This window comes from Thauera chlorobenzoica (assembly GCF_001922305.1).
GTDB classification, from domain to species: domain Bacteria; phylum Pseudomonadota; class Gammaproteobacteria; order Burkholderiales; family Rhodocyclaceae; genus Thauera; species Thauera chlorobenzoica.
Genome location: NZ_CP018839.1, coordinates 2,861,569 through 2,886,622, shown reverse-complemented (window position 1 = coordinate 2,886,622; position 25,054 = coordinate 2,861,569). Strand labels below are relative to the sequence as shown.

The window sequence follows — 25,054 nt, the reverse complement described above, 5'->3', positions numbered from 1 at the left end:
GTGCTCATTGCGGTTCAGGCCGCCGCGCTGCGCGCGCCCAGCGCGCGCACGTACAGTCCGCGCCCGAGCGCGACCCACTGGCGGCGCTCTTCCTCGAGCGCCGCGGCCGTCAGCGGCAGCTTCTGCAGCCAGCTGGCCGGGGTATTCACCGAAAACCCCCTGCCCTCGCGGCGCATTTCGAGCGGCGGGATGCCGCGCGCATCGCGGGCACGATGGACCACCACCGCCAGCCGCAGGCAGGCGACCAGCAGCCAGTCCACGCTGTCGGCGTCGATCGACGAGACCCGCTCGAGCTTGCCGCGGTGGGACAGCACGAGGCGCGCCAGGCGGGCCTGGTCCATCCGTGAAAAACCCGGCATGTCGGCGTTGGCGACGATGTAGGCGCTGTGCTTGTGGTAGCTCGAATGCGCCACTGAAATGCCGATCTCATGAAGGAGGGCAGCCCAGCGCAGGAAGCGGCGGTCGAGGTGCTCGGGGTCGGCCATTTCCGGCTCGAGCTGGCCGAGCAGGTGGCAGGCGGTGTCGGCGACCTGCTGTGCCTGGCGCGGATCGACGCCGTAGCGGCGAACGAAGGCCGACACCGTGGCGTCGCGCAGATCGTGGTGGTGGTAGCGCCCGAGCAGATCGTAGAGCACGCCCAGGCGCAGCGCGCCTTCGGAGAACACCATGCGCTCGATGCCGAACTCCTTGAACACCGCGCTCATGATCGACAGTCCGCCCAGGATCACCGGAATGCGATCGCCCTTGAGTCCGGCGAGCTCGAGCGCATCGAGCCGCCCCGCGCGCAGCAGCACCGCCTTCAGCTTCTCAAGCCCGTCGCGGGTGATGCCGCCGCTGGAAAAACCGTTCTGTTCGAGGATTTCGAGCAAGGCCTTGGCCGTTCCGCTGGAACCCACCGCCTCTTCCCAGCCGGCCTCGCGGTAGGCCTGGACGATGGTCTGCAGCTCGCGCCGCGCGGCGAGCTCGGCGTCCCTCAGGCTGCGCTTGTCGATCCGCCCTTCCGGGAAAAAACGCAGGCTGAAGCCGACACAGCCCATGTAGCGCGACTCCAGCAGCACGGGCTCGAAACTCTTGCCGATGATGAACTCGGTCGAACCTCCGCCGATGTCGACGATCAGTTGCTGGCGGTGCGGATCGGGCAGGGTATGGGCAACGCCGACGTAGATCAGCCGCGCTTCCTCGCGCCCGGCGATGACCTCGATCGGAAAGCCCAGCGCCGCCTCGGCACGGATCAGGAACTCGGGGGCGTTCTTCGCCACGCGCAAGGTGTTGGTCGCCACCGCGCGCACCCGCTGCGGGGCGAAATCGTGCAGGCGTTCATGAAACCGCAGCAGCGCCGCAACCCCGCGCTGCTGCGCGGCGAGGTCGAGCTTCTTGTCCGGCGACAAACCGGCCGCCAGCCGGACCGCTTCCTTCAGGCCGTCGAGCGGGTAGATCTGGTCATTGACGATACGGCCGACCTGCAGACGGAAGCTGTTCGAGCCCAGATCGATGGCCGCAATTAGATCTCGCATCATCGCAATTCGGAGGACGCCGCCGGCGCCGAAGGGGGCGATTTTAGCACCATCGGCCCCCTGCTCCCCCGCCTCCCGCCCGGCTGCAGAGCAGGAGCGCCGGGCGCGAATCCGCTCCGATACGCCTGGCCGATATTCGTGCGCGGCAGCTGTCATGAACATGCAGTAAAACTGTCACATAATCATTGATGCCGACTCGCGCCCACCCACGCCGGAACCGCCATGAGAAACGACCACTACTATCCTGCCGATCACTTCATCAACCGCGAGCTTTCGCTGCTCCAGTTCCAGCGCCGCGTCCTCGCCCAGGCTGCCGACCCGACCGTGCCACTGCTCGAACGTCTGCGCTTCCTGTGCATCGTTTCCAGCAACCTCGACGAGTTTTTCGAGATCCGGGTCTCCGGCATCAAGGAACAGATCCGCGTCGGCAGCCGCAAGTCGGGCGAAGACGGGATTTCTCCGACCGAGCTGCTCGAGCGCGTCAGCCGCGAAGTGCACGCCATCATCGCCCGCCAGTACCAGTTGCTCAATGAAGATATCCTGCCCGCACTGGAGCAGGAAGGCGTCGTGTTCCTGCGCCGCAACCAGTGGTCGGAAGCGCAGCGGGCCTGGATCCGCACGTTCTTCCTGAACGAAGTGATGCCGGTGCTGACGCCGATCGGCCTCGACCCCGCCCACCCCTTCCCGCGCGTGCTCAACAAGAGCCTGAACTTCGCCGTCGAGCTCGAAGGGCGCGATGCCTTCGGCCGCGACTCGGGTGCCGCCATCGTGCAGGCGCCGCGGGCCTTGCCGCGCGTGATCCGGCTGCCGCGCGAGATCTGCGAGCACGAATACGGCTTCGTCTTCCTGTCCTCGGTGCTGCACGCCCATGTCGGCGAACTGTTCAGTGGCATGCACGTACTGGGCTGCTACCAGTTCCGGGTCACGCGCAACTCGGACCTGTTTCTCGACGAGGAAGAAGTCAAGGACCTGCGCGCCTCGCTGAAGGGCGAACTGCAGCAGCGCCAGTTCGGCGGCGCAGTGCGGCTCGAGGTCGCCGACAACTGCTCGGTGGACATGGCCTCCTTCCTGCTGCAGCACTTTCACCTCGATGGCGACGACCTGTACCGCGCCCCGGGCATCGTCAACCTCGTGCGCCTGATGCAGATCCCCGACTGGGTGGAGCGCGCCGACCTGAAATACCCGCCTTTCGTGCCCGGCCTGCCCAAGGCCCTGGAAAAGCGCCAGCAGATCTTCGCCGCCATCCGCAGCCAGGACATCCTGCTCCATCACCCGTTCCAGAGCTTCGCGCCGGTGATCGAGATGCTGCGTGCGGCGGCCGACGACCCCCACGTGCTGGCGATCAAGATGACCGTGTACCGCACCGGCACCGACTCGGTGCTGATGGAGCATCTGGCCCGTGCGGCGCAAAAGGGCAAGGAAGTCACCGTCGTCCTCGAACTGATGGCGCGCTTCGACGAAGAAGCCAACATCACCCTCGCCAACCGCCTCGAGGAAGTCGGCGCCCACGTCGTCTATGGCGTGTTCGGCTACAAGACCCACGCCAAGCTGCTGATGGTGGTGCGCCGCGAAGAGGACGGCCTGCGCCACTACATGCACATGGGCACCGGCAACTACCACCCGCGCACCACGCGCTTCTACACCGACTTCGGCCTGCTCACCTGCAACAAGGAGATCGGCGAGGACGTCGCCGAAGTGTTCAAGCAGCTCACCGGCCTGGGCAAGGCGACCGAGCTGCGCCACCTGTGGCAGTCGCCGTTCACGCTGCAGCCCAAGGTCGTGGCCGCGATCGGGCGTGAGGCCGAGATCGCCCGCGGGGGCCGGCGCGGGCGCATCCTGGCGAAGATGAACGCCCTGCTCGAGCCGGAAACCATCGAGGCGCTCTACGCTGCCTCGCAGGCCGGGGTGGAGATCGACCTCATCATCCGCGGCCCCTGCGCACTGCGCCCGGGTGTGCCCGGACTGTCGGACAACATCCGGGTGCGCTCGGTGGTGGGGCGCTTTCTCGAGCATCACCGCATCTTCCACTTCCACGCCGACGGCGAAGACCGGATGTACCTGTCGAGCGCGGACTGGATGGACCGCAACTTCTTCCGCCGCATCGAGATCGCCTTCCCGGTGCTCGATCCCCGCCTCAAGCGCCGGGTGATGAAGGAGGGCCTGCGCCCCTATCTCGGCGACAACTGCCAGGCCTGGGACATGCAGGCCGACGGCAGCTATCGCCGCAAGAACCCGCGCAGCATTCGCCGCGCGGCACAGCTGATCCTGCTCAAGGAACTCGCGGCAAGCAGCTGAGCTTTTCGTCCGCGCAGCGGAAGGCGGCACCGCCTCCCGCGCGCCGCGGCGGGCACCGGGCTCAGCGGCGCTGGGCGTCGATCACCCCCGGCACCTCGCGGATCAGCGTGATCGCCCGCTGCACCTGCTTGATCCCGCGCACTTCCATGGTGAAGCGCATGTAGGCCGTGCCCTTCTTGGTCAGCGAGTTGACCGCGATGACGTTGAGCTTCTCACGCGAGAGCACGTCGGAAATGTCGCGCAGCAGCCCCTGGCGGTCGCCGGCCTGAACGTTGATGTCGACCTGGTAGAGCGCATCGCGACTGTCCGCGCCCTGTTCGCCCCACTCGGCGGCGATCACGCGCTCGGGGTGGGCCCGGGCGAGCTGCTGGAAATCGCCACAGTCGATGCGATGGATCGAGATCCCGCGCCCGCGGGTGACGAAGCCTTCGATCGCATCGGGGGGCGCAGGCTTGCAGCAGCGCGACAGCGAAGTCATCAGCTTGCCCACGCCGACGATCAGGATCTTGTCGGAATTGTCCCCCGAGCGGCTGCGGCCGACGACGAAACCGGTTTCCGCCGCCGGCTCCGCCGGCGGTGCAGCGCCTTCGCGCAAGGCCACCTGCAGCGCACGCGGGCCGACTTCGCCACGGCCGGCGGCGAGAAACAGCGCTTCGGCGTTGCGAAAACCCAGGCGCTCGGCGAGCCCGTCGATGTTGGCCTGGGCGTGGCCGTCGCGCTGCATTTCCCGGGTGACGAAGCTGCGCCCGCGCGCGAGCAGCTCTTCCTCGTCGAGCTGGGCGAAATACTGCCTGATCTTCGAGCGCGCGCGCGAAGTCGCCACGTAAGCCTGGCGCGGGTCGAGCCAGTCGCGCGACGGCCCGCCTTCCTTGGCGGCAACGATCTCGACCGTCTGCCCGTTTTCCAGCGCAGTGTTGAGCGGCACCAGGTGGCCGTCGATCTTGGCCCCGCGGCAGTGGTGGCCGAGATCGGTGTGCAGGCGGTAGGCGAAGTCCACGGGGGTGGCACCGCGCGGCAGGTCGACGACCCTGCCCTGCGGGGTGAGCACGTACAGCGTGTCGTCGAGCGAAGCGCGCTTGTACTGCTCCGCCCAGTGCGCGGCATCGGCGACCTCGTCGCGCCACGACAGCAGCTTGCGCAGCAGGGCGATCTTCTCGTCGTAGTCGCTACCGCTCCTGGCGCCTTCCTTGTAGCGCCAGTGCGCCGCCACGCCGAGTTCGGCGTGCTTGTGCATGGCCTGGGTGCGGATCTGCACCTCGAGCGCGCGGCCGTCGCCGGCGAGCACCGCGGTATGCAGCGACTGGTAGTTGTTGCCCTTGGGCTTGGTGATGTAGTCGTCGAATTCTTTCGGGATCGGCTGCCAGATCTGGTGCACGACGCCGAGCACGGTGTAGCAGTCCTTGATCTCGCCGACGAGCACGCGCAGGGCGCGGATGTCGAACACTTGCGAGAAGTCGAGCCGCTTCTTGCGCATCTTGTTGTAGATGCTGTAAATGTGCTTCGGTCGCCCGCTGATTTCAGCCTTGACCCCGGCCGCGGCAAGCTCGTTGGCGAGGCGCTCGATGGCGTCGTGGATGAACTGTTCGCGCTCGACCCGGCGCTCGTCGAGCATCCTGGCGATGCGCTTGTAGGTCTCGGGCTCGATGAAGCGGAAGGACAGGTCCTCCAGTTCCCACTTGATCTGCCACACGCCGAGCCGGTTGGCGAGCGGAGCGTAGATGTCGAGGCTCTCGCGGGCGATTTCGATGCAGCCTGCGGCGGGCTGGTTGGCGGGTTGGTCGGCGTAGTAGCGCAAGGTCTGGGTGCGCGAGGCCAGACGCACCAGCACCACGCGGATGTCCTCGACCATGGCAAGCAGCATCTTGCGCAGCACTTCGTTCTGGGCGCGGATCTCGGGCGCGCTCGCCGTTGCCGTCATGCGCGTGATCACGCGCAGGCCGTTGAGCCGGTGCAGCCCATGCACCAGCCCGGCCACCGCCGGCCCGAAGCGTTTGCCGAGCTCTTCGCCCGGATGCTCGAGCATGTCCCAAACGGCGAACAGCAGCGCCGCCAGGCGCGTTTCGACATCCAGGCGCAGCGAGGCGCTGATCAGCGCGGCCCCGATCGCATGGGTCCAGGTCGACTCGCCGGTGCCGAGTGCCTTGCCTTCGTAGAGCGTCGCGATCCAGTCGAGCGCGGCCTCGATGCGGCCCCGCTCGACTTCGTCCAGGCCGGCGGCAAGCAGTTCGATCGGGGGCGCGGTATCGCCCTGGGAAATGGCATGAGTGACGGAGACCATGGCGGCGGATTATCCCATATCGGGCCGCCCCCCGCCCGCCCCCGCCACCGGCGCGTTCTCCCGCGGCCTGCTGTGCGATCATCCGCAGCCAGAGACGACACCTCGTACACAACGACGAACCCCCATTCGATGCTGAAATGGATCCAACGCTGGCTGGGGCTGGAACGACGCGACCCAGCCGAAGTCCCCGCTGAACAGTGGGACAGGGTCGAGCGCACGCTGCCCTTTCTTGACTTCCTGACCCCGCCCGAGCGCACCCGCCTGCGCGCGCTGGCGCTCGAGTTCCTTGCGTGCAAACAGTTCCACGGCGCGCGCGGGCTGCACCTGAACGACGACATCCTGCTGTCGATCGCGCTCCAGGCCTGCCTGCTGGTACTCGATATCGGCCTCGAGGCTTACGCCGGCTGGGTCGGCATCGTCGTCTACCCCGGCGATTTCGTCATCCCGCGGCGCGAGTTCGACGAAGCCGGCGTGGTCCACGAATACGAGGACGAAGTGCTGGGCGAAGCCTGGGAGGGCGGCCCGGTGCTGGTGGCCTGGTTCGACGAGGGCGCCCACCCGCCCGGAGTGAATGTGGTCATCCACGAGTTCGCCCATAAGCTCGACATGGAAAACGGCGGTGTCGACGGGTTGCCCCGCCTGCGCGCCGGCATGTCGCGCAGCGCCTGGGCTGCGGCGTTCGGTGAAGCCTTCGATGCGTTCTGCGCCGAAGTCGAGCGCGGCGTGGAGACCGTGATCGATCCCTATGCGGCCGAAGATCCGGGCGAATTCTTCGCCGTCGTCTCAGAGACCTTCTTCGAATGCCCGGCCCCGCTGCGCGACCGCTTCCCCGCCGTCTACAAGCAATTGCGCCTGTTCTACGGGCTCGATCCGGCCGCCGCGACACGCTACCCGCACGGAGACAGGGCATGAACGCCCCCAGGCGCCTGCCGACGGGAATTTTCTGGTTTTCCCGTCGGTTGTATTCCCGGCCAGCAAAAACAAATCTCACCATGCGGCAACAATTGCAATTGGCAGAGTGCGGGGGAATGGCTAAGCTGAAAGTGCAGCTGCTTCCACCACACCCACGCCATACCCGTCGTGGTAGTGCGGTTTTTCTAGCAATGGAGGGTGTCACATGGCCATAACCTGGATTCTGGTTGCCAACGCCAGCCTGGCGAAGCTCTACGCGAACCTCGGCCCCAACAAGGGGCTGACGCTGGTGAAGGAACTGATCCATCCCGAGAGCAGACAGAAAAATGCCGACCTCGTCACCGACCGATCTGGCGCCATGGCAGCGAACGGTTCGGGGGGCGGATCGATGCAGCCCCAGACGCTGCCCAAGCACCATGAAGCCAAGGTATTCGCCCACCAGATCGCCCAGGAGCTGTACCAGGGACGTGCGGCCAATGCGTTCAGGCGTGCGATCCTGGTCGCTCCGCCCGCCTTCATGGGCATGCTGAACACGGTCATCGACGGGCCAACTGCGCAGTTGATCACCGACCGTTTCGAAAAGGACTACACCAAGACCCCAGAGAACGAACTCGGCGCTCGGCTCGGGTCGGCAATCCTGCTCTGAGCCATGTGATGATCCAGGGCCGTGGCAGCCCTTTTTGCAGGAGGGTGTGTTTGACTCTATCGACCAGGATGCATTCCTCTCTCTGATGGAAGCACTTTCACGACAATGATGTCTCCGCGCAGGAGACCGGGCGGTTCGCAGAACACGCCCAGAATGGACGGGGCGCTGTGCGCCCCGTTTTCCTTTTGCACCGTCTGGGGCGCGACGCTTCGGAGTCTTTTCCGCCCGGGGTTCATTCCCCGGCCAGCGGCCAAGTCCCCAGCAGGCGATAAGCAGCCACCCCCGAACGGTGGACCGACTCCAGCAGGGAAAAGGCGGCAACGGGCCAGTGCACCGCCTCCGCTTCGGTGGCCGGCGGTGCGCCACGGGCATTGCGCACCAGGGTGACATGGGGTGAAAAGGGGCGCGCTTCGAGTTCGAAACCTTCCGCGTTCAGGGCCGAACCGAGCCTCCCGACCAGCGCCGTCAGCGCGGGCGGGATATTTTTCGGCGCCAGCCACACGATGCGGTGACCGTGCCAACTCCCCACCCGGTCCAGTTCCAGGGTAAATGGCGTGCCTTCGAGCTGCGCCGCCACCCGCGGCAGCCGATCGAGCGCCGCACCGGGAATTTCGCCCAGAAAGGCCAGCGTCAGGTGCAAGGTATCGCGGCGCATCAAGCGCCCGCCGCAGGCCGTCCACAGCGCCTGCGCCCTGCTGTGCAATACCCCCGCGGTCGCGTGATCGGGCCACAGCGCAAAGAACACCCGCCGACGGGCCGGGACGGGCGGAAGCAGAAGCGCCTCGGGCATCGTCTGTCCGTTCAAGGCTCACCCGTGCATCCAAGCATGGCGACCACCTGGGCCGCGATGCCTTCACCACGGCCGGTAAAGCCGAGCTTCTCGGTTGTCTTGCCCTTGATGTTCACCGCTGCGGCATCGATTCCGAGGTCGGCCGCGATGTTGGCCGCCATTTCCGCCGCGTGCGGCAGGATGCGCGGCGCCTGGCAGATCACCGTGGCGTCGATATTGACGACCGCCCAGCCGGCCGCGCGCACGCGGGCAAAGGCTTCGCGCAGCAGCACCCGGCTGTCCGCTCCGGCATGGGCGGGATCGGTGTCGGGAAAAAGGCGGCCGATGTCACCCAGGCCGGCTGCACCGAGCAGGGCATCGGTGAGCGCATGCAACAGCACGTCGGCGTCGGAATGACCGAGCAGACCGTAGGCGAAGGGAATCGTCACTCCGCCGATGATCAGCGGGCGCCCCGGAACCAGGGCATGGACATCGAAGCCCTGGCCAATGCGGAAAGGAAAGTTCATGGGTTCAGCCCCGGCGGTTGTGCAGGATCCACTCGGCCAGGTGAAGATCGAGCGGATAGGTCACTTTCAGGTTGGTCGCATCGCCCTGCACCAGGCGCGGACGCAGCCCCGCCATCTCGATCGCACTGGCTTCGTCGGTGACTTCGCGGGCGGTTTCGAGCGCACGGCGCAGCATCACGTAGCGGAACATCTGCGGCGTCTGCGCCTGCCACAGGCTGTCGCGCGCCACGGTTTCGACGACATGGCGCTGTTCGTCGGCGCGCTTGAGGGTATCGGCAACCGGTACCGCGAGCAGTCCGCCGACCTCCTCGCCAGCCAGCTCGCGGATCAGCTTGTCGATGTGCCAGGATGCCAGGCAGGGGCGGGCTGCATCGTGCACCAGCACCCAGTCGCTCTGCGCCGCTTCGTCGGCGATCGCCCGCAGGCCACCGAGCACGCTGTCGGCGCGCGTCGCCCCGCCGCAGAACAGCGGCACCAGCTTGGAGCCGAGCGCGCTCCAGTCGTGTCGCGCCCACTCGGCATCATCGACCGAGAGCACGACGAAGACCTTGTCGATCGCCGGCGCAGCGCACAGCGTGGCAAGGGCATGGTGGATCAACGGCCGCCCGAGCAGCGGCAGATACTGCTTGGGGCGCACCGCCCCCATGCGCGAACCGCTGCCGGCCGCCGGGACGATGGCGAAGTGACGAGGATGGAAGGTCTGCATGGCCCGATTCTAGCCGGGGAGCGAGCGCCGCGTCAGTTCCCCGCACGGCCTCTCCCGGCGCAGGTCCGGCTGCATCAGGGGGCACCGCTTCGCCCTGCAGCACCGCGTACAATGGCGCCCCGACGCGGAACCTGCATCGCGCAAGCGGCATCCTATAATTGCATCGTCGTTTCCCCCGAAGACTTGAAGGCAGGAATTGCACACATGGCTGCCGCTTCGATTCGCCCGGCCGCGGTTGCCGGCTTGTTCTATCCGCACGACGAGCGCGTGCTGCGCACCCAGCTCGCCGAGCTGCTGGCCACCGCAGTCCCGCTCGAAGCCGCGCCGATGCCCAAGGCCGTCATCGTCCCCCATGCCGGCTACATCTACTCGGGGCCGGTCGCGGCGAGCGCCTACAGCCTGCTCGCGCCGCTGCGCGAGCGCATCCGGCGGGTGGTGCTGCTCGGCCCCACCCATCGGATGGCGGTGCGCGGCTTCGCCCTGCCCGCGGCTCAGACTTTTGCCACGCCGCTGGGGGAAGTGTCCCTGTCGCAGGCGGACTGGCTGGCGCTGCAGGCCAGGCCGGATGTGCAGGTCGATGACCGCCCCCACGCCCTCGAGCACTGCCTGGAAGTCCAGCTCCCCTTCCTCCAGGTGGTGCTCGAACGCTTCGAGATCGTCCCGCTGCTGGTCGGCGACGCCCCCGCAGCGGCGGTTGCAGAACTGCTCGAGGCGCTGTGGGGCGGGCCGGAAACCCTGATCGTCGTCAGCTCCGACCTGTCTCATTACCATCCTTACCGCGAGGCCCAGTGGACCGACCGGGCCACCGTCGAAGCAGTCCTTACCCTGCACGACGGCATCGATCACGAGCAGGCGTGCGGCGCCACCCCAATCAACGGCCTGGTCCTCGCTGCTCGCCGCCATCACCTTCAACCCCAGCTGCTCGACCTGCGCAATTCCGGCGATACCGCCGGTGACCGGACGCGGGTGGTCGGCTACACCAGCATCGCCTTTTCCGACACGGAGCACCCCAACCATGCCCGACACTGACCTCGGCCCCATCCTGCTCAAGCTCGCCCGCGCGGCGATTGCCCACCGTCTCGGGCTCGCCCCCGCTCCCGAGGTGCCGGACGACACCCGCCTGCATGAGCGCGGCGCTTCCTTCATCACCCTGCTCCGGGACGGCCAGCTGCGCGGCTGCATCGGCAGCCTGCGGCGCTCGCACCCGCTGGGAGAGGACGTGATGACCAACGCCATTGCCGCGGCGAGCAAGGATTCACGCTTTCCGCCCCTCACCGGCGAGGAGCTCGACGGCATTGCGATCGAAGTCTCGGTGCTGTCCGAGCCCGAGTTCATCGACTTTTTCGGTGAAGAAGAACTGCTCGCTCAGCTGCGCCCCTTCGAAGACGGCCTGATCCTGTTCTCGGGCTGCAGCAGCGCCACCTTCCTGCCCCAGGTGTGGGAACAGCTTCCCGAGCCGCGCGCCTTCCTCAACGCGCTCAAGCACAAGGCCGGCCTGCCCACCAACCGCGAGGTGGTGGAACTGATGGCCGCCCGCTACCACGTGCAGAAATGGAAGGAGAGCGAACAGGCCCATTCCTGAGCGCCCTTCCCGCCTGCGCCCACCCGAGCCGGAGCGACCGTCCATGAAGACTTCCCCCTCGCCGACCGCCGACACCGGCAGCCGCCATCCCGCCCGCTACTGGCATGCGCTCGACGACGGCCGCTACCAGTGCGACCTGTGCCCGCGCTACTGCAAGCTGCATCCCGGCCAGCGCGGCGCCTGCTTCGTGCGCATGCGCGAAGGCGAGGACATGCTGCTGACCACCTACGGGCGCAGCTCGGGGTTCTGCATCGACCCGATCGAGAAGAAACCGCTGAACCACTTCTACCCCGGCAGCAGCGTCCTCTCCTTCGGCACCGCCGGCTGCAATCTGGCGTGCAAGTTCTGCCAGAACTGGGACATCTCCAAGTCGCGCGATATCGACACGCTGATGGACGCCGCCTCGCCACAGGAAATCGCCGCCACCGCACAGCACTGGGGCTGCCACAGCGTCGCCTTCACCTACAACGACCCGGTGATCTTCGCCGAGTATGCGATCGATGTCGCCGACGCCTGCCACGCCGCCGGCCTGAAGACGGTCGCGGTCACCGCCGGCTACATCACCGAGCTGGCACGCAGGGACTTCTTTTCGCGGATGGATGCGGCCAACGTCGACCTGAAGGGGTTCACCGACGACTTCTACGTCAAGCTGTGTGGCGCCCACCTGCAGCCGGTGCTCGACACCCTGTGCTGGCTGCGGCACGAAACCGATGTGTGGGTCGAGCTCACCACCTTGCTGATTCCCGGCCACAACGACTCGGACGAAGAACTCACTGCCTTGTCCAACTGGGTGCGCAGGGAACTCGGCGCCGACGTACCGCTGCACTTCAGCGCCTTCCATCCGGATTTCAAGATGGACGACCTTCCGCCCACCCCACCGGACACCTTGCGTCGCGCGCGGCGCATCGCCCTCGATAGCGGCCTGCAGCACGTCTACACCGGCAACGTGCACGACATCGACGGCGACACCACCCGCTGCACCGGCTGCGGTGAAGCCCTGATCGTGCGCGACTGGTACGAGATCCGCAGTTACCGGCTCGACGCCCGGGGTGCCTGCCCGCACTGCGGCACCGTACTCGCGGGGCGCTACGGCGCAGTCGGCGCAGCGGTGGACAAGGCCTTCGGCGCGCGCCGGATTCCGGTCGCGATCCACCGTCGCCCCTGAATTCCCCCCCAGCCTTGCCGCGGCAACAACCGCGCTGCCGCTTCGATTGCCGCGATCCTCGCGTGGCGAAGGGCGCGCAGGCGCGGTTTGCGGGATAATTGCGCTCCTCGCCGCAGCCCCGCGCCGCGGGCGAACGCCCTCTTGCCGCAGATGAACTCCCCCGATGCCAAGCCCGCTCGACGCCCTCCTCGTCCACCTCGCCACCCTGCCCCTGCCCAAGCCCGGCGCCTGCCTCGAGCTACCGCCGCTGGCCGGCTCTGCCGACGCGTTGGCGATCGCCCAGCTCGCCGCCCGCGGGCGGATGCTGCTGGTGGTCACCGCCAACCCGCTCGATGCCCAGCGCCTGGTGGATGAAATCGCCTGGGTCGCACCGGCCTTGCGCCTGCACCTGCTGCCGGACTGGGAAACCCTGCCCTACGACAGCTTCTCCCCGCACCAGGACCTGATCTCCGAGCGCCTGGCGACGCTGTACGCGCTGAGCCGCGGCGAAGCCGATGTCGTGCTGGTACCGGCCTCGACCGCGCTCTACCGGATGGCGCCGCCGAGCTATCTCGCCGCCTACACCTTCTTCCTCAAGCAGGGCGAGCGGCTGGATGGCGAGCAGTTCAAGGCGCAGATGGCACTCGCTGGCTACGCCCACGTCACCCAGGTGGTCAGCCCCGGCGAATTCTCGGTGCGCGGCGGCCTCGTCGACCTGTTCCCGATGGGCTCGCCACTGCCTTTCCGCATCGACCTGTTCGACGACGAAGTCGAGAGCATCAGGACTTTCGACCCCGATACCCAGCGCACCGTCTACCCGACGAAGGAAATCCGCCTGCTGCCGGCGCGCGAATTCCCCCTCGACGAAGCCGGGCGCACCCGCTTTCGCAGCCGCTTCCGCGAGACCTTCGAAGGCGACCCGACACGCGCGGCGGTCTACAAGGACATTTCCAACGGCATCGCCCCCGCCGGCATCGAGTACTACCTGCCGCTGTTCTTCGACGATACCGCGACCCTGCTCGACTACCTGCCCGCCGACACCCCGGTATTGCTGCACCGCGACGTCCCCGCGGCGATTGCCGAGTTCTGGCGCGACACCCGCTCGCGCCACGACCTGCTCAAAGGCGACCGCAGCCGCCCGGTGCTGCCGCCCGAACAGCTGTTTCTCAGCGACGAAGCCTTCTTCATCGCGCTCAAGCGCCGCCCGCGCCTCGACATCGGCGCCGAGCGCGACACCCGGCACGGCGCCGGAGCGGGCGGCGGCACCGCCGCGGGCGAAGCGGCGGGCACGGTGGACAGCGCCGATCGCGATGCCGCCGCGCTCGCCCTGCCCGCCCCCGAGGTCGCCGTCGAGCGCAAGTCCTCCGACCCGCTGCACCGGCTCAAGGCCTTCATCGATAGCTTCATCGACGAGGCCGGCGGCCGCATCCTGCTCCTCGCCGACTCGCCCGGCCGGCGCGAAACGATGGCCGAGTTCTTTGCCGAATACGGCGTGAAGCCCGAGCCGACGACCGACTTCGCGGCCTTTCTCAACACCGGCAGCCCGGTGGCGCTGGGCATCGCTCCGCTCGCGCGCGGCTTCGTGCTGCCGGCGGCCAGGCTGGCGGTGCTGACCGAGGCCGAACTCTACGCCGCCACCGCCCGCAGCCGCAGTCGCCGCGACAGCCGCAAGGCGGCGACCATGGAAGGCTGGCTGCGCGACCTCTCCGAGCTCAAGCTCGGCGACCCGGTGGTACATGTGTCGCACGGCATCGGCCGTTACCTCGGCCTCATCCACATGAACCTCGGCGAGGGCGACACCGAGTTCCTCCACCTGGAATACAACGGCGGCGACAAGCTCTACGTGCCGGTGGCGCAGCTGCACGTGATCACCCGCTACGCCGGTGCCGACCCGGAAGGCGTGGACTTGCACCGGCTCGGCTCCGGGCAATGGGAGAAGGCGAAGAAGAAGGCAGCGCTGCAGGTGCGCGACACCGCCGCCGAGCTGCTCGCGCTCTACGCCCAGCGCGCGGCGCGCCCGGGGCACCGCTTCGACTTCCGCCAGCACGACCTCGAGGCTTTCACCGAAGGCTTCGGCTTCGAGACCACCCCGGACCAGCAGGCCGCAATCGACGCTGTCGTCACCGACATGAAGTCGGGGCGGCCGATGGACCGCCTGGTGTGCGGCGACGTCGGCTTCGGCAAGACCGAAGTGGCGCTGCGTGCGGCCTTCATCGCGGTGGCCGACGGCAAGCAGGTGGTGGTGCTGTGCCCGACCACCCTGCTCGCCGAGCAGCACTACCAGACCTTCGCCGACCGCTTCGCCGACTGGCCGATCAAGCTCGCCGAACTGTCGCGCTTCAAGTCCGCCAAGGAGCAGGCCGAGGCGCTGCAGCTGCTCGGCGAAGGCAAGGTCGACATCATCATCGGCACCCACCGCCTGCTGCAGAAGGACGTGGTGTTCAAGCGCCTCGGGCTGGTCATCATCGACGAGGAGCATCGCTTCGGCGTGCGCCAGAAGGAGGCACTGAAGGCGCTCAGGAGCGAGGTCGACATCCTGACCCTGACCGCCACCCCGATCCCGCGCACGCTCGGCCTGGCGATGGAAGGCCTGCGCGAATTCTCGGTGATCGCCACCGCGCCGCAAAAGCGCCTGGCGATCAAGACCTTCGTCCAGCGCGCCAGCCGCGGCATCATCCGCGAGGCGGTGCTGCGCGAATTCAAGCGCGGCGGCCAGGTGTACTTTCTGTACAACGAGGTCGACACCATCGACAACATGCGCAATGAGCTCGAGGAGCTGCTGCCCGAGGCGCGCATCGTCGTCGGCCATGGCCAGCTGCCCGAGCGCGAGCTCGAGCGCGTGATGCGCGACTTCACCCAGCAGCGCGCCAACCTGCTGCTGTGCTCGACGATCATCGAGACCGGCATCAACATCCCCACCGCCAACACCATCATCATCCACCGCGCCGACCGCTTCGGCCTCGCCCAGCTCCACCAGCTGCGCGGCCGGGTCGGACGCAGCCACCACCAGGCCTACGCCTACCTGCTCACCGACGCCCACGCCAAGCCCACGGCGCAGGCGCAGAAGCGCCTCGAAGCGATCGCAATGATGGACGAGCTCGGCTCCGGCTTCTACCTCGCGATGCACGACCTCGAGATCCGCGGCGCGGGCGAGGTGCTGGGCGAAAACCAGTCCGGCGAAATCCAGCAGGTCGGCTTCAGCCTGTACACCGAGATGCTCAAGCGCGCGGTGAAGGACCTGCAGGCGGGCAAGGAGCCCGACCTGAGCCAGCCACTCGAGGTGGTGTCGGAGATCAACCTCCACACCCCGGCGCTGCTGCCCACCGACTACTGCCCCGACGTGCAGGAGCGCCTGACGCTGTACAAGCGCCTGGCCAACTGCGACACCGAGGACGAGCTGCGCGATTTGCAGGAGGAATTGATCGATCGTTTCGGCGAGCTGCCGCCGCAGACCCTGGCGCTGATCGAGACCCACCGCCTGCGCATGCTGGTGAAGGCCTTCGGCGTGCACAAGCTCGACGCCTCGGAGGCGCAGATCAGCGTGCAGTTCGCCAAGGACGCCCCGATCGACCCGGTGAAGGTGATCTTTCTGGTCCAGAAGGACCGCAACACCAGGATGGCGGGCCCGGAAAAACTTATCCGCCGCGCCGGCCTGCCCGATCTGAAAGAGCGGGTGAAGGCGGTGCGCGAATTGCTCGAAGCGGTCCGGACTTGATGAACATACGTTCACTGAACCCCGCTCAGCCCCGTATCATTGGAAAAACCACCGAGTAACTGCCCATGATGTCCGTTTATCGAAAACCTCCGCAGGCCTTTCCTGTCGAAAGTGCGTTTTTCAGGCTGCCGGGTGCCCTGCTGATGGTTCTCGACGAGAACTGGGTGATCCAGATGATGAGCGAGTCATGGCAGGAAGTGCTCGGCCTCGGTCAGGACGCACTGCGCTGGCACCCGTTCATCGAGGTCGTGCACGAACTCGACCGCGAGGACATGATCGACCGCCTGTGCCGCATCGGCGACGAGTTGTCGACGGTGCGCTTTTCGTGCCGCTGTCGCAGAAGCGACGGCACCTATGTCGGCCTGGCGTGGAGCGTCAGCTTCGACCCCGACCACATGCTGTTCTACGCTTCGGCGCACGAGACCGGGGTGAACCTGTCGGAGCACGAAGCCCGGCTGCCGGAAGTCTTCGTCGATGGACTGACCGGCCTGCCCAACCGCGGCCTGTTCCTCGACCGCGTCAATCATGCGATGCAACGCGCCCAGCGCAACAAGCAGCTCCAGTTCGCCGTCATCCACTGCGGCATCGACCGCTTCAGCGTCATCAACCACAGCCTCGGCAACCGCATCGGCGATCTGCTGCTGATCGAGATCGCCAACCTGCTGCGCCGCTCCACCCGGCCGACCGACATGATCGCGCGCCTCGGCGGCGACGAGTTCGGCATCCTGCTCGAAGACATCAAGGACCCCACCTCCCCGGTGCGGGTCATCAAGCGCCTGCAGGAAAGCTGCGTCCTGCCTTTCCACCTGCACGAACATGAAGTCTTCGCCAGCATGTCGGCGGGAATGACGCTGAACAATTCCCACTACGACCACCCGGACGTCATGCTCCGCGACGCCAGCCTGGCGATGAACCGGGCCAAGACCCAGGGCGGCGGCGGCTATGCGATGTTCGACCGCGGCATGCACGAAGAAGCCCTGCGCCGGCTCGACCTCGAGCTCGATCTGCGCCGTGCGCTCGAGCGCAATCAATTCGAAGCCTATTACCAGCCGATCGTGCGTCTGCGCGACACCCGGCTGGTCGGCTTCGAAGCACTGGTGCGCTGGAACCACCCCGACCGCGGGCTCATTTCCCCCGCCGAATTCATCCCGCTGGCCGAAGACAGCGGCCTGATCGTCCCCATCGGGCGCTGGATGCTCGACACCGCATGCGCCCAGATGCGCCGCTGGCAGCTCGCCTTCCCGCGCCGCCCGGCGCTGACCGTCAGCGTCAACCTGTCCGCACGCCAGCTCACCCACCCCGACCTGCTGCCGGAGATCCGCCGCACCCTGCGCGAGAGCGGACTTTCCCCGCGCCACCTGAAGCTCGAGATCACCGAAAGCGCGGCGATGGAAGACGGTGATCGCGCGATCGAGCTGATGGCCGCCCTCAAGCGCACCCGGCTCAAACTGATGCTCGACGACTTCGGCACCGGCTATTCCTCGCTGTCCTACCTGCACCGTCTGCCGATCGACACCCTGAAGGTCGACCGCTCCTTCATCCGCCACGTTCACGACCGGGCGGCCGACCGCAGCTTCGTCGAAACCATCCTCAACCTCGCCCACAAGCTGGGCCGCGAAGTCGTCTGCGAGGGCGTCGAACTCCCCGCCCAGGAAGCGCTGCTGCGCGGACTGGGGGCCGAATTCGCCCAGGGTTTCCTGTATTCGCGTCCGGTCACCGCCGCCCAGGCGGAAATGCTGATCATCGACGACCGGGAAAACCCCGGCCGGCTGCTGCGCGACATCGCTCCCGCCCCCGGCCCGCAAACGGCGGACGCCCCGACCGGCGCCTACTGACGGCGTCCTCGCCGGGCCTGCTTGCCATGCTCATCAACTGCACCGCCTACCAGCACGGGCGCAAGCTCGCAGACATCCCGGTCGCGGCGATCAGCGACTACCTGCAGCGCGCCGACACCTTCATCTGGGTCGCGCTCAAGGACCCGACGGCCGAGGAACTCGCGCAGATGAAAGCGGAGTTCGGCCTCCACGAACTCGCCGTCGAAGACGCCCACCACGGCCACCAGCGCCCGAAAGTCGAGGAATACGAGAACGAGCTGTTCGCGGTGATGCACCTCATCGAGGACAAGGACGGCGTCCTCGAAGTCGGCGAAGTGCACGTGTTCGTCGGCGCCAACTACATCCTGTCGGTGCGCAACCGCAGCGAGCGCGGCTTTCTCGACGTGCGCCGCCGTTGCGAGCGCGAGCCGAAAATGCTCGCGAAAGGCGCGGGCTACGTGTTCTACGCCTTGATGGACGCCGTCGTCGATCGCTACTTCCCGGTCATCGAAGGCCTCGAATCCGAGCTCGAAGCGCTCGAAGAACGCATTTTCACCAAGGGCGCGGCGCACTCCAGCATCCGCCGGCTGTATCGCCTGAAACGCAAGGTCACCCTCCTCAAGCATGCGGTGACGCCGCTGATGGAAGCCGCCGGCAAGCTGCACAGCGGCCGCGTGCCCGAAGTCTGCGCCAACAGCCGGCATTACTTCCGAGACGTGTACGACCACCTGACCCGGCTCAACGCCTCGCTCGACAGCATCCGCGACACCATCGTCACCGCAATCCAGGTCAACCTGTCGATGGTCGCCATCGACCAGACCGAGATCGCCAAGCGGCTCGCCGCCTGGGCCGGGATCTTCGCCGTCGCCACCGCCTTCGCCGGCATCTGGGGCATGAACTTCGCCCACATGCCCGAGCTCGAGTGGCAGTACGGCTACCCCTTCGGCATCGCCACGATCGCAGGCACGAGCGCCTTCCTGTGGTGGCGCTTCAGGAAAGCGAAATGGCTGTGACGGGCTCCGTTCATTTGTGTAATCCCACCTCATGACAGCAGGCGACATGCAGAAAGTATTTCCACCAGGGGATTGTGGATGCCTACAAGCGTGCAACTGCGTAGCAGTGGACCTAACAGGGTGTTGAAAATCTCGGGTTCACCTTCGGTTTCCAGTCCCCGGGGAAAAATCGACTTTGAAAATCGCCCGCTTTCCCCGTGATCATGCCGATTCAAGCTGACTTTTCCGTCGATTGTGCTACCGCAAATCAGCAGCGCTCCTGTCGCCGCAAAGACATGGTTTTTCGACTACAACGTTTCCCATCCGCAGGGCGCCAGGGCGCCCGCGAATTACGGCGCCAGCAGATTGCCCAATCTCGTCAGGTTATAAGCCGAGAAATTGAGCAACGCATGCGCACGGATTCGATCCAGCCCACGCGCCATCGCATGGCGCAGCGTGCCGATATCCTTCGCCCAGCCAAAGGCCTCTTCGATCATCTTGCGTCGGCGCAGGCTGACCGCGTAACCGGGGGACGACTTCACCTCATTGGGCACGGCGCTGCCCTTGACCTTGGCCGCGACATGCGGGGCAATGCCCAGCGGCTCGAGCGCGGCGATGAACTCGGCGGTGTCGTACCCCCGGTCGGCCGCCAGCGTCGGCTTGTGCGCCGAATTGCCGGGCTTGATGCTGCGCCTGGCCATCACCAACGCCGCCTCACGCTCAGCGGTTCCGGTGGCGGTCGTAGTGTGGACATCGACGATCAGACCGTGACGATTCTCGGCCAACGCATGCGTGGTGTAGCTCAGGTACGCCACGCCGCCGCCCTTGCTGGCGAGCAGGGCCTGCGGGTCGGTGCGCGAGACGTGCGTCTTGTTCGAGCGCTTCTTGCCGCGAAAGTCCACCTCGGGGTTGCGTCCCTGATCCGGTCCGGGCGGCTCGTCGGAGCCGTCCCGGGCCATCATGCTCTTGTGCGAGGCCCACGCCCGCAACAGCGAGCCGTCGACACTGAAATGCTCGTCCGACACCAGCTCGGCCCATTCGGCGATCGCCACCACGCCACCGAAGAACTCGCGCATCACGCTCTCCTTGAGGAGCCGCTCGCGATTGGCGCTGAACGTCGAGTGATCCCAGACCGGCTCGTCCAGCGTCATGCCGACGAACCACCGGAACATCATGTTGAAATCGATATGCTCGACCAGCGCACGCTCCGAGCGAATCGAAAACAGACATTGCAACAGCGACGCCCGCAACAAGCGTTCCGGTGCAATCGACGGGCGGCCACCATCGGCATACAACGCATCGAATTGCGGCGACATCGTGCGCAGAACCATATCGGCCAGCGTTTTGATCCGGCGCAACGGATGATCCCGGTCAATGCGGTCTTCGATATTGACGTAGCTGAACAGGGCGTTCTGTTTATGGTCGATGCCGCGCATGAGAATAATCAGTTTCTTAATGCAGATGTAATTATATCAGCCTCACAACCCGCATGGATGCTGGAAAACCTATTAAATCAACATCCTGCTAACAGGTCGCTCGACCTCGCTCCCTTCGGTCGCTGGGCGCTGCGCGATGAGGCCGCGCAGCGCCGGTCAGCTCTACGTTATGCGGGAAGGGAGTCATGAAACCACGGATTAGCATGATTACATTGGGCGTGAGTGACTTGCAGCGTTCGATTGAGTTTTATGAAAGGGGTCTTGGCTTTCCTCGAATGGACTCTCCGCCGGAAGTGGCCTTTTTTACTTTGAACGGCACATGGCTGAGCTTGTACGGCCGTGATGCTCTAGCGGCAGATGCGCAGGTAGATGGAGCCTCGGGGGGCTTCGCTGGGTTCGCTCTGGCGCACAATGTAAATTCAGAGCGCGAAGTCGACCAGGTAATGTCCCAGGCTGCCTCGGCTGGAGCGGTGGTCACAAAGACCGCCAGCAAGACGGAGTGGGGTGGCTATGCAGGGTACTTTTCCGATCCTGACGGTTATCTATGGGAAATCGCACACAATCCACTGTTCTGGGTTGGCCCCTCCGATGAACCTTCATAACCGGATCCCGGCGTGGCGGAAACAGCTCTCGACGTGATCATCGACCATCCCCACCGCCTGCATGAAGGCGTAGCACACGGTCGGTCCGACGAAGCGGAACCCCAGCCGTTTCAATTCGGCGCTCATCGCCCGTGACTCGGTCGTCTCGGCGGGGACGTCGGCTGCCATCCTGCGCCGGCCGTCGCGCGGCACGCCGTCGACGAAGCGCCAGAGAAACGCATCGAGCGAACCGAAGCGCTCGTGCGCCGCCAGCGTCGCGCACGCATTGGCGATGGCCGCCTCCACCTTCCGCCGGTTGCGCACGATGCCGGGATCGGCGAGCAGGCGGGCGACCTCCTCCGCCCCGTAACGGGCGACGCGCTCGGCATCGAAGCCGTCGAACGCACGCCGGTAGTGCTCGCGCTTCTTCAGGATGGTGAGCCAGCTCAACCCTGCCTGCGCGCCTTCGAGCACCAGCATCTCGAACAGGTGGCGATCGTCATGGCTGGGCACGCCCCATTCGGTGTCGTGGTAGGCGACATAGAGCGGATCGTTGCCGCACCAGGCGCAGCGTTCGGGCATCGACAGGCTCCTGTTCGGAATAATTTGGCGGAATTCTAGCCCGCGGCCGTCCCCCGGGGGCGGTCCCACCTCACGGCCTCGCGCCCGATCGCCGGCCCTCGTGCCGTTCCGCGACGCTCACATCGCCACGACCACTCCCCGCTGCGGGAGTTACAATTACCCGTTTCCCTGGCCGTAACCGGAGTCCCCGCAATGCCGCTCACCCAGACCGAAAACCTCAACGTCGTCGCCTTCGACCACATGCCCTCGCCGGACGAAATCAAGGCGCGCGTGCCGCTCACCGAGCGGGCGGCGGCTTCGGTGGTGGCCGGTCGCAAGGCGGTGATGGACATCCTCGACCACAAGGACCCACGCGTGTTCGTGGTGGTCGGGCCATGCTCGATCCACGATCCGGAGGCCGGCCTGGACTATGCGCGCCGGCTGAAGGCGCTCGCCGACGAGGTCGCCGACAGTCTCCTGCTGGTGATGCGGGTGTATTTCGAGAAGCCGCGCACGTCCACCGGCTGGAAGGGCTTCATCAACGACCCCTTCATGGACGATTCCTTCCGCATCGACATCGGCATGGAGCGCGCGCGCAAGTTCCTGCTCGACGTCTGCGAGCTCGGCCTGCCCACCGCCACCGAAGCGCTCGACCCGATCGCGCCGCAGTACTACGGCGACCTGATCTCGTGGACCGCGATCGGCGCGCGCACCTCCGAATCGCAGACCCACCGCGAGATGGCGTCCGGCCTGTCCACCCCGGTCGGGTTCAAGAACGCCACCGACGGCGATCTCGACGTCGCCATCAACGCCATCATCTCGGCCGCCAGCCCGCACAGCTTCCTCGGCATCAACAGCGAAGGCCAGTCGGCAATCACCCGCACCCGCGGCAACCGCTACGGCCACGTCGTGCTGCGCGGCGGCGGCGGGCGGCCGAACTACGACACGGTGTCGATCTCACTCGCCGAACAGGCGCTCGCCAAGGCCAAGCTGCCGAAGAACATCGTCGTCGACTGCTCGCACGCCAACTCGTGGAAAAAGCCCGAGCTTCAGCCGCTGGTGATGAAGGACGTCATGCACCAGATCCGCGAAGGCAACCAGTCGATCATCGGCCTGATGGTCGAGAGCAACCTGGAAGCGGGCAACCAGCCGATTCCGGCCGACCTCGGCCAGCTCAGGTACGGCTGCTCGGTCACCGACGCCTGCGTCGGCTGGGACACCACCGAAGAGATGATCCGCAACGCCGCCGCGGTGTTGCGCACCGCCCTGCCGCAGCGGGAGCGCAGCGCATGAACCTGGTGGTCCTTGCCCGCGACGTCGACCGCGCCGCGCTCGAGCGCATCGCCACGCTCACCGGCGCCCATGCGGTCGAGCAGATCACGCCGCGCTCCTTCCGCCTTTCCGGCGCCCGCCCCCACGAAGGGCTGCTCGCCGCCTGCGCCGAGGCCCGGCTCGACCACGCCTGGCTGCCCGAAGGGCGCCGCCTGGCCGATTTCGGCCTGTTCGTCACCGACATGGATTCGACCCTGATCAACATCGAATGCATCGACGAGATCGCCGACATGCAGGGGCTGAAGGCCGAGGTGGCGGCGATCACCGAGGCGGCGATGCAGGGCGAGATTGATTTCCGCGAGTCGCTGAGCCGCCGCGTGGCGCTGCTCGCGGGGCTGCCCGAGAGCGCCCTTGGCGAGGTGTACGAAAAGCGCCTGCAGCTCAACCCCGGCGCCGAACGCCTGCTCCAGGGCCTGCAGCGGGCGGGGCTTCGCACCATGCTCGTTTCGGGCGGCTTCACCTACTTCACCGAGCGCCTGCAGGCACGGCTCGGCTTCGATCACGCCTACGCCAACGCGCTCGAAGTCGCCAACGGCCGGCTCACCGGTCGCATCGTCGGCGACATCGTCGACGGTGCGGCGAAAGCCGCCCACCTGCAGCGCGTGCGCGATGAACTCGGCCTCGCCGAGGACCAGGTGATCGCCGCCGGAGATGGCGCCAACGACATCCCAATGCTGCGCGCGGCCGGCTTCGGCGTCGCCTTCCGTCCCAAGCCAGTGCTGCGCGACGTCGCCCATTGCTGCCTCGATCACAGCGGGCTGGACGGCATCCTCGACCTCTTCGGCGACGGTAGCTGAGCCCGCCGCCACCGACCGCAGGATACGGGGCGAAACCGACGCACAGCCGGCGCGCGGTGCAACCCGGCTGCCGCGCCGCGCTCAGCGTACCGTGGTCTCGGCCAGGCGCCCGGCGCTCATGCGCAGCACCCGCTTGCAGCGGCGCGCGAGCGACTCGTCGTGCGTCACCAGGATCAGGGTCGTCTCCGCCTCGCGATTGAGGGCGAAGATCAGTTCGATGATCGCCTGCCCGGTTTCGGCATCGAGGTTGCCGGTCGGCTCGTCGGCGAGCAGCAGCCGGGGTCCGGGGGCGAAGGCGCGCGCCAGCGCCACACGCTGCTGCTCGCCGCCGGACAGGTGCTTCGGGTAGTGGCGCAGCCGCCCTCCCAGCCCGACCCGCTCCAGCCACTGCATCGCCACCGCCTTCGCGTCGGCAGCGCCGGCCAGTTCCAGCGGCAGCATCACGTTCTCCAGCGCGGTCAGGGCGGGCAACAGCTGGAAGGACTGGAAGACGAAGCCGATCGTTTCGCCGCGCAGCGCGGCGCGCGCGTCCTCGTCGAGCGCGAACAGGTCGATGCCATCGAGGCGCACCGAACCGGCCGTGGGAACATCGAGCCCAGCGAGCAATCCCAGCAGCGTCGATTTGCCCGACCCCGAGGCGCCGATCACCGCCACCGACTCGCCCGCCGCGACGGCAAAGCTGACATCCTGCAGAATGTGCAGATCCCCATGGCCATCGGCCAGCTCGACCTGACGGCACAGGCCGTCGACTTCGACGACCGGAATGGAGACTTCGACCTTGCTACGATCCATCGCTACCTTCTTTTTCATCGTGTTGTTCGCCGGCACGGCCCACGCCGCAACGATCCTGGTGTGGGGCGACAGCCTGTCGGCCGGCTACGGCCTGCGCCGCGGAGAGGCATGGCCGGCCTTGTTGCAGACGCGCCTGCAGGACGAAGGGTTCCGCCACACGGTGGTCAACGCAAGCATCTCGGGCGAAACCTCGGCCGGCGGGCGCTCTCGGCTGCCGCAAGCCCTCGAACAGCATCAGCCCGAAATCCTGATCCTCGAACTCGGCGCCAACGACGGCCTGCGCGGGCTGCGCCCGCAGCTGCTCGCCGACAACCTGCAGGCGATGATCGCCACCGCCCGGGAGAGCGGCGCCCGGGTCCTGCTGATCGGCATGCAGATGCCGCCGAACTACGGCCCGGCCTATACCCGACGCTTCGCCCAGACCTATGCCGACGTCGCCCGGAACGAAGACGTGGCCCTGGTCCCCTTTCTGCTGGAAGGCTTTGCCGATCGACCCGAGCTGTTCCTCGCCGACGGCATCCATCCCAACGCCGAGGCCCAGGCGCTCGTGCTCGAAACGGTGTGGCAGGGGCTTGAGCCCTTGCTCGCGCCGCGGCATACCGCCAAGCGCAGGGCGGAAAGGTAAGCTTGCCCGCCCCCGCGTAGAAAATACACCGACCGC

General features: G+C 66.8%; 21 protein-coding genes. 13 read left to right on the top strand and 8 right to left on the bottom strand.

The window, feature by feature from the left end; translation table 11 throughout:
* Positions 1–14 precede the first annotated feature (14 nt).
* Positions 15–1,517, bottom strand: a complete 1,503-nt coding sequence (gene ppx / locus Tchl_RS13360; protein ID WP_075148843.1) for an exopolyphosphatase — start codon at positions 1,515–1,517, stop codon at positions 15–17.
* A 219-nt stretch (positions 1,518–1,736) separates the two neighbouring features.
* Here ppx and ppk1 point away from each other — a divergent pair, with 219 nt between their 5' ends.
* A complete protein-coding gene (gene ppk1, locus Tchl_RS13355) occupies positions 1,737–3,809 on the top strand; it encodes a polyphosphate kinase 1 (protein WP_075148842.1) in 2,073 nt (690 codons plus the stop codon).
* A gap of 61 nt (positions 3,810–3,870) precedes the next feature.
* Here ppk1 and Tchl_RS13350 read toward each other — a convergent pair whose 3' ends face one another.
* A complete protein-coding gene (locus Tchl_RS13350; RefSeq protein ID WP_075148841.1) occupies positions 3,871–6,087 on the bottom strand; it encodes a RelA/SpoT family protein in 2,217 nt (738 codons plus the stop codon).
* 129 nt (positions 6,088–6,216) lie between these two features.
* Here Tchl_RS13350 and Tchl_RS13345 point away from each other — a divergent pair, with 129 nt between their 5' ends.
* Both Tchl_RS13345 and Tchl_RS13340 read left to right on the top strand, forming a co-directional pair.
* Positions 6,217–6,999, top strand: coding sequence for a M90 family metallopeptidase (locus Tchl_RS13345; protein ID WP_075148840.1), 783 nt, complete (start codon positions 6,217–6,219; stop codon positions 6,997–6,999).
* Positions 7,000–7,204: 205 nt separating this feature from the next.
* Positions 7,205–7,645, top strand: coding sequence for a host attachment protein (locus Tchl_RS13340; RefSeq protein WP_075148839.1), 441 nt, complete (start codon positions 7,205–7,207; stop codon positions 7,643–7,645).
* Between the two features lie 232 nt (positions 7,646–7,877).
* On the opposite strand, the gene thpR is transcribed toward Tchl_RS13340, so the two are convergent.
* From thpR to ispD, 3 genes are read right to left on the bottom strand one after another with little or no spacing between them, the layout of a single operon-like run.
* On the bottom strand, positions 7,878–8,435 hold the full coding sequence (thpR, locus tag Tchl_RS13335) for an RNA 2',3'-cyclic phosphodiesterase (protein WP_075148838.1): 558 nt from the start codon (positions 8,433–8,435) through the stop codon (positions 7,878–7,880).
* Positions 8,436–8,446: 11 nt separating this feature from the next.
* Positions 8,447–8,941: a 2-C-methyl-D-erythritol 2,4-cyclodiphosphate synthase gene (ispF, locus tag Tchl_RS13330; RefSeq protein ID WP_075148837.1), complete on the bottom strand. Its 495-nt coding sequence runs from the start codon at positions 8,939–8,941 to the stop codon at positions 8,447–8,449.
* Positions 8,942–8,945: 4 nt separating this feature from the next.
* Positions 8,946–9,647: a 2-C-methyl-D-erythritol 4-phosphate cytidylyltransferase gene (ispD, locus tag Tchl_RS13325; RefSeq protein ID WP_075148836.1), complete on the bottom strand. Its 702-nt coding sequence runs from the start codon at positions 9,645–9,647 to the stop codon at positions 8,946–8,948.
* A 204-nt stretch (positions 9,648–9,851) separates the two neighbouring features.
* On the opposite strand from ispD, the gene amrB reads away from it, so the two are divergent.
* From amrB to corA, 6 genes are all read left to right on the top strand, one after another.
* Entirely contained in the window at positions 9,852–10,676 is an 825-nt protein-coding gene (gene amrB, locus Tchl_RS13320) for an AmmeMemoRadiSam system protein B (protein ID WP_075148835.1), read from the top strand.
* Positions 10,663–11,229 (top strand): AmmeMemoRadiSam system protein A, encoded by a 567-nt coding sequence (gene amrA / locus Tchl_RS13315; protein ID WP_075148834.1) that lies wholly within the window; start codon positions 10,663–10,665, stop codon positions 11,227–11,229. The genes amrB and amrA overlap by 14 nt, the downstream gene beginning before the upstream one ends.
* A gap of 43 nt (positions 11,230–11,272) precedes the next feature.
* Positions 11,273–12,394, top strand: a complete 1,122-nt coding sequence (gene amrS / locus Tchl_RS13310; RefSeq protein WP_075148833.1) for an AmmeMemoRadiSam system radical SAM enzyme — start codon at positions 11,273–11,275, stop codon at positions 12,392–12,394.
* A 163-nt stretch (positions 12,395–12,557) separates the two neighbouring features.
* Positions 12,558–16,088, top strand: coding sequence for a transcription-repair coupling factor (mfd, locus tag Tchl_RS13305; protein ID WP_075148832.1), 3,531 nt, complete (start codon positions 12,558–12,560; stop codon positions 16,086–16,088).
* Positions 16,089–16,231: 143 nt separating this feature from the next.
* Positions 16,232–17,923 carry a putative bifunctional diguanylate cyclase/phosphodiesterase gene (locus Tchl_RS13300; protein ID WP_232311590.1) on the top strand — a complete coding sequence of 564 codons (1,692 nt, stop codon included), beginning with the start codon at positions 16,232–16,234 and terminating at the stop codon, positions 17,921–17,923.
* A 26-nt stretch (positions 17,924–17,949) separates the two neighbouring features.
* Positions 17,950–18,915 carry a magnesium/cobalt transporter CorA gene (gene corA, locus Tchl_RS13295; RefSeq protein ID WP_075148830.1) on the top strand — a complete coding sequence of 322 codons (966 nt, stop codon included), beginning with the start codon at positions 17,950–17,952 and terminating at the stop codon, positions 18,913–18,915.
* Positions 18,916–19,244: 329 nt separating this feature from the next.
* On the opposite strand, the gene Tchl_RS13290 is transcribed toward corA, so the two are convergent.
* Positions 19,245–20,330: an IS5 family transposase gene (locus Tchl_RS13290; protein WP_075146924.1), complete on the bottom strand. Its 1,086-nt coding sequence runs from the start codon at positions 20,328–20,330 to the stop codon at positions 19,245–19,247.
* Positions 20,331–20,515: 185 nt separating this feature from the next.
* Between Tchl_RS13290 and Tchl_RS13285 the strand changes: the two genes are divergently transcribed.
* A complete protein-coding gene (locus tag Tchl_RS13285) occupies positions 20,516–20,932 on the top strand; it encodes a VOC family protein (protein ID WP_075148829.1) in 417 nt (138 codons plus the stop codon).
* On the opposite strand, the gene Tchl_RS13280 is transcribed toward Tchl_RS13285, so the two are convergent.
* Positions 20,927–21,493 carry a DNA-3-methyladenine glycosylase I gene (locus Tchl_RS13280; protein WP_075148828.1) on the bottom strand — a complete coding sequence of 189 codons (567 nt, stop codon included), beginning with the start codon at positions 21,491–21,493 and terminating at the stop codon, positions 20,927–20,929. The genes Tchl_RS13285 and Tchl_RS13280 overlap by 6 nt on opposite strands.
* A 192-nt stretch (positions 21,494–21,685) precedes the next feature.
* On the opposite strand from Tchl_RS13280, the gene Tchl_RS13275 reads away from it, so the two are divergent.
* Both Tchl_RS13275 and serB read left to right on the top strand, forming a co-directional pair.
* On the top strand, positions 21,686–22,765 hold the full coding sequence (locus Tchl_RS13275) for a 3-deoxy-7-phosphoheptulonate synthase (protein WP_075148827.1): 1,080 nt from the start codon (positions 21,686–21,688) through the stop codon (positions 22,763–22,765).
* A complete protein-coding gene (serB, locus tag Tchl_RS13270; RefSeq protein WP_075148826.1) occupies positions 22,762–23,601 on the top strand; it encodes a phosphoserine phosphatase SerB in 840 nt (279 codons plus the stop codon). Before Tchl_RS13275 ends, serB begins: the two co-directional genes overlap by 4 nt.
* Positions 23,602–23,682: 81 nt before the next feature.
* Here the strand turns inward: serB and Tchl_RS13265 are convergent, their stop codons facing one another.
* Complete coding sequence (locus Tchl_RS13265) at positions 23,683–24,393, bottom strand: ABC transporter ATP-binding protein (RefSeq protein ID WP_075148825.1); 711 nt, start codon at positions 24,391–24,393, stop codon at positions 23,683–23,685.
* On the opposite strand from Tchl_RS13265, the gene Tchl_RS13260 reads away from it, so the two are divergent.
* Positions 24,365–25,018: an arylesterase gene (locus Tchl_RS13260; protein ID WP_075149730.1), complete on the top strand. Its 654-nt coding sequence runs from the start codon at positions 24,365–24,367 to the stop codon at positions 25,016–25,018. The genes Tchl_RS13265 and Tchl_RS13260 overlap by 29 nt on opposite strands.
* The last annotated feature ends 36 nt before the right edge of the window (positions 25,019–25,054 follow it).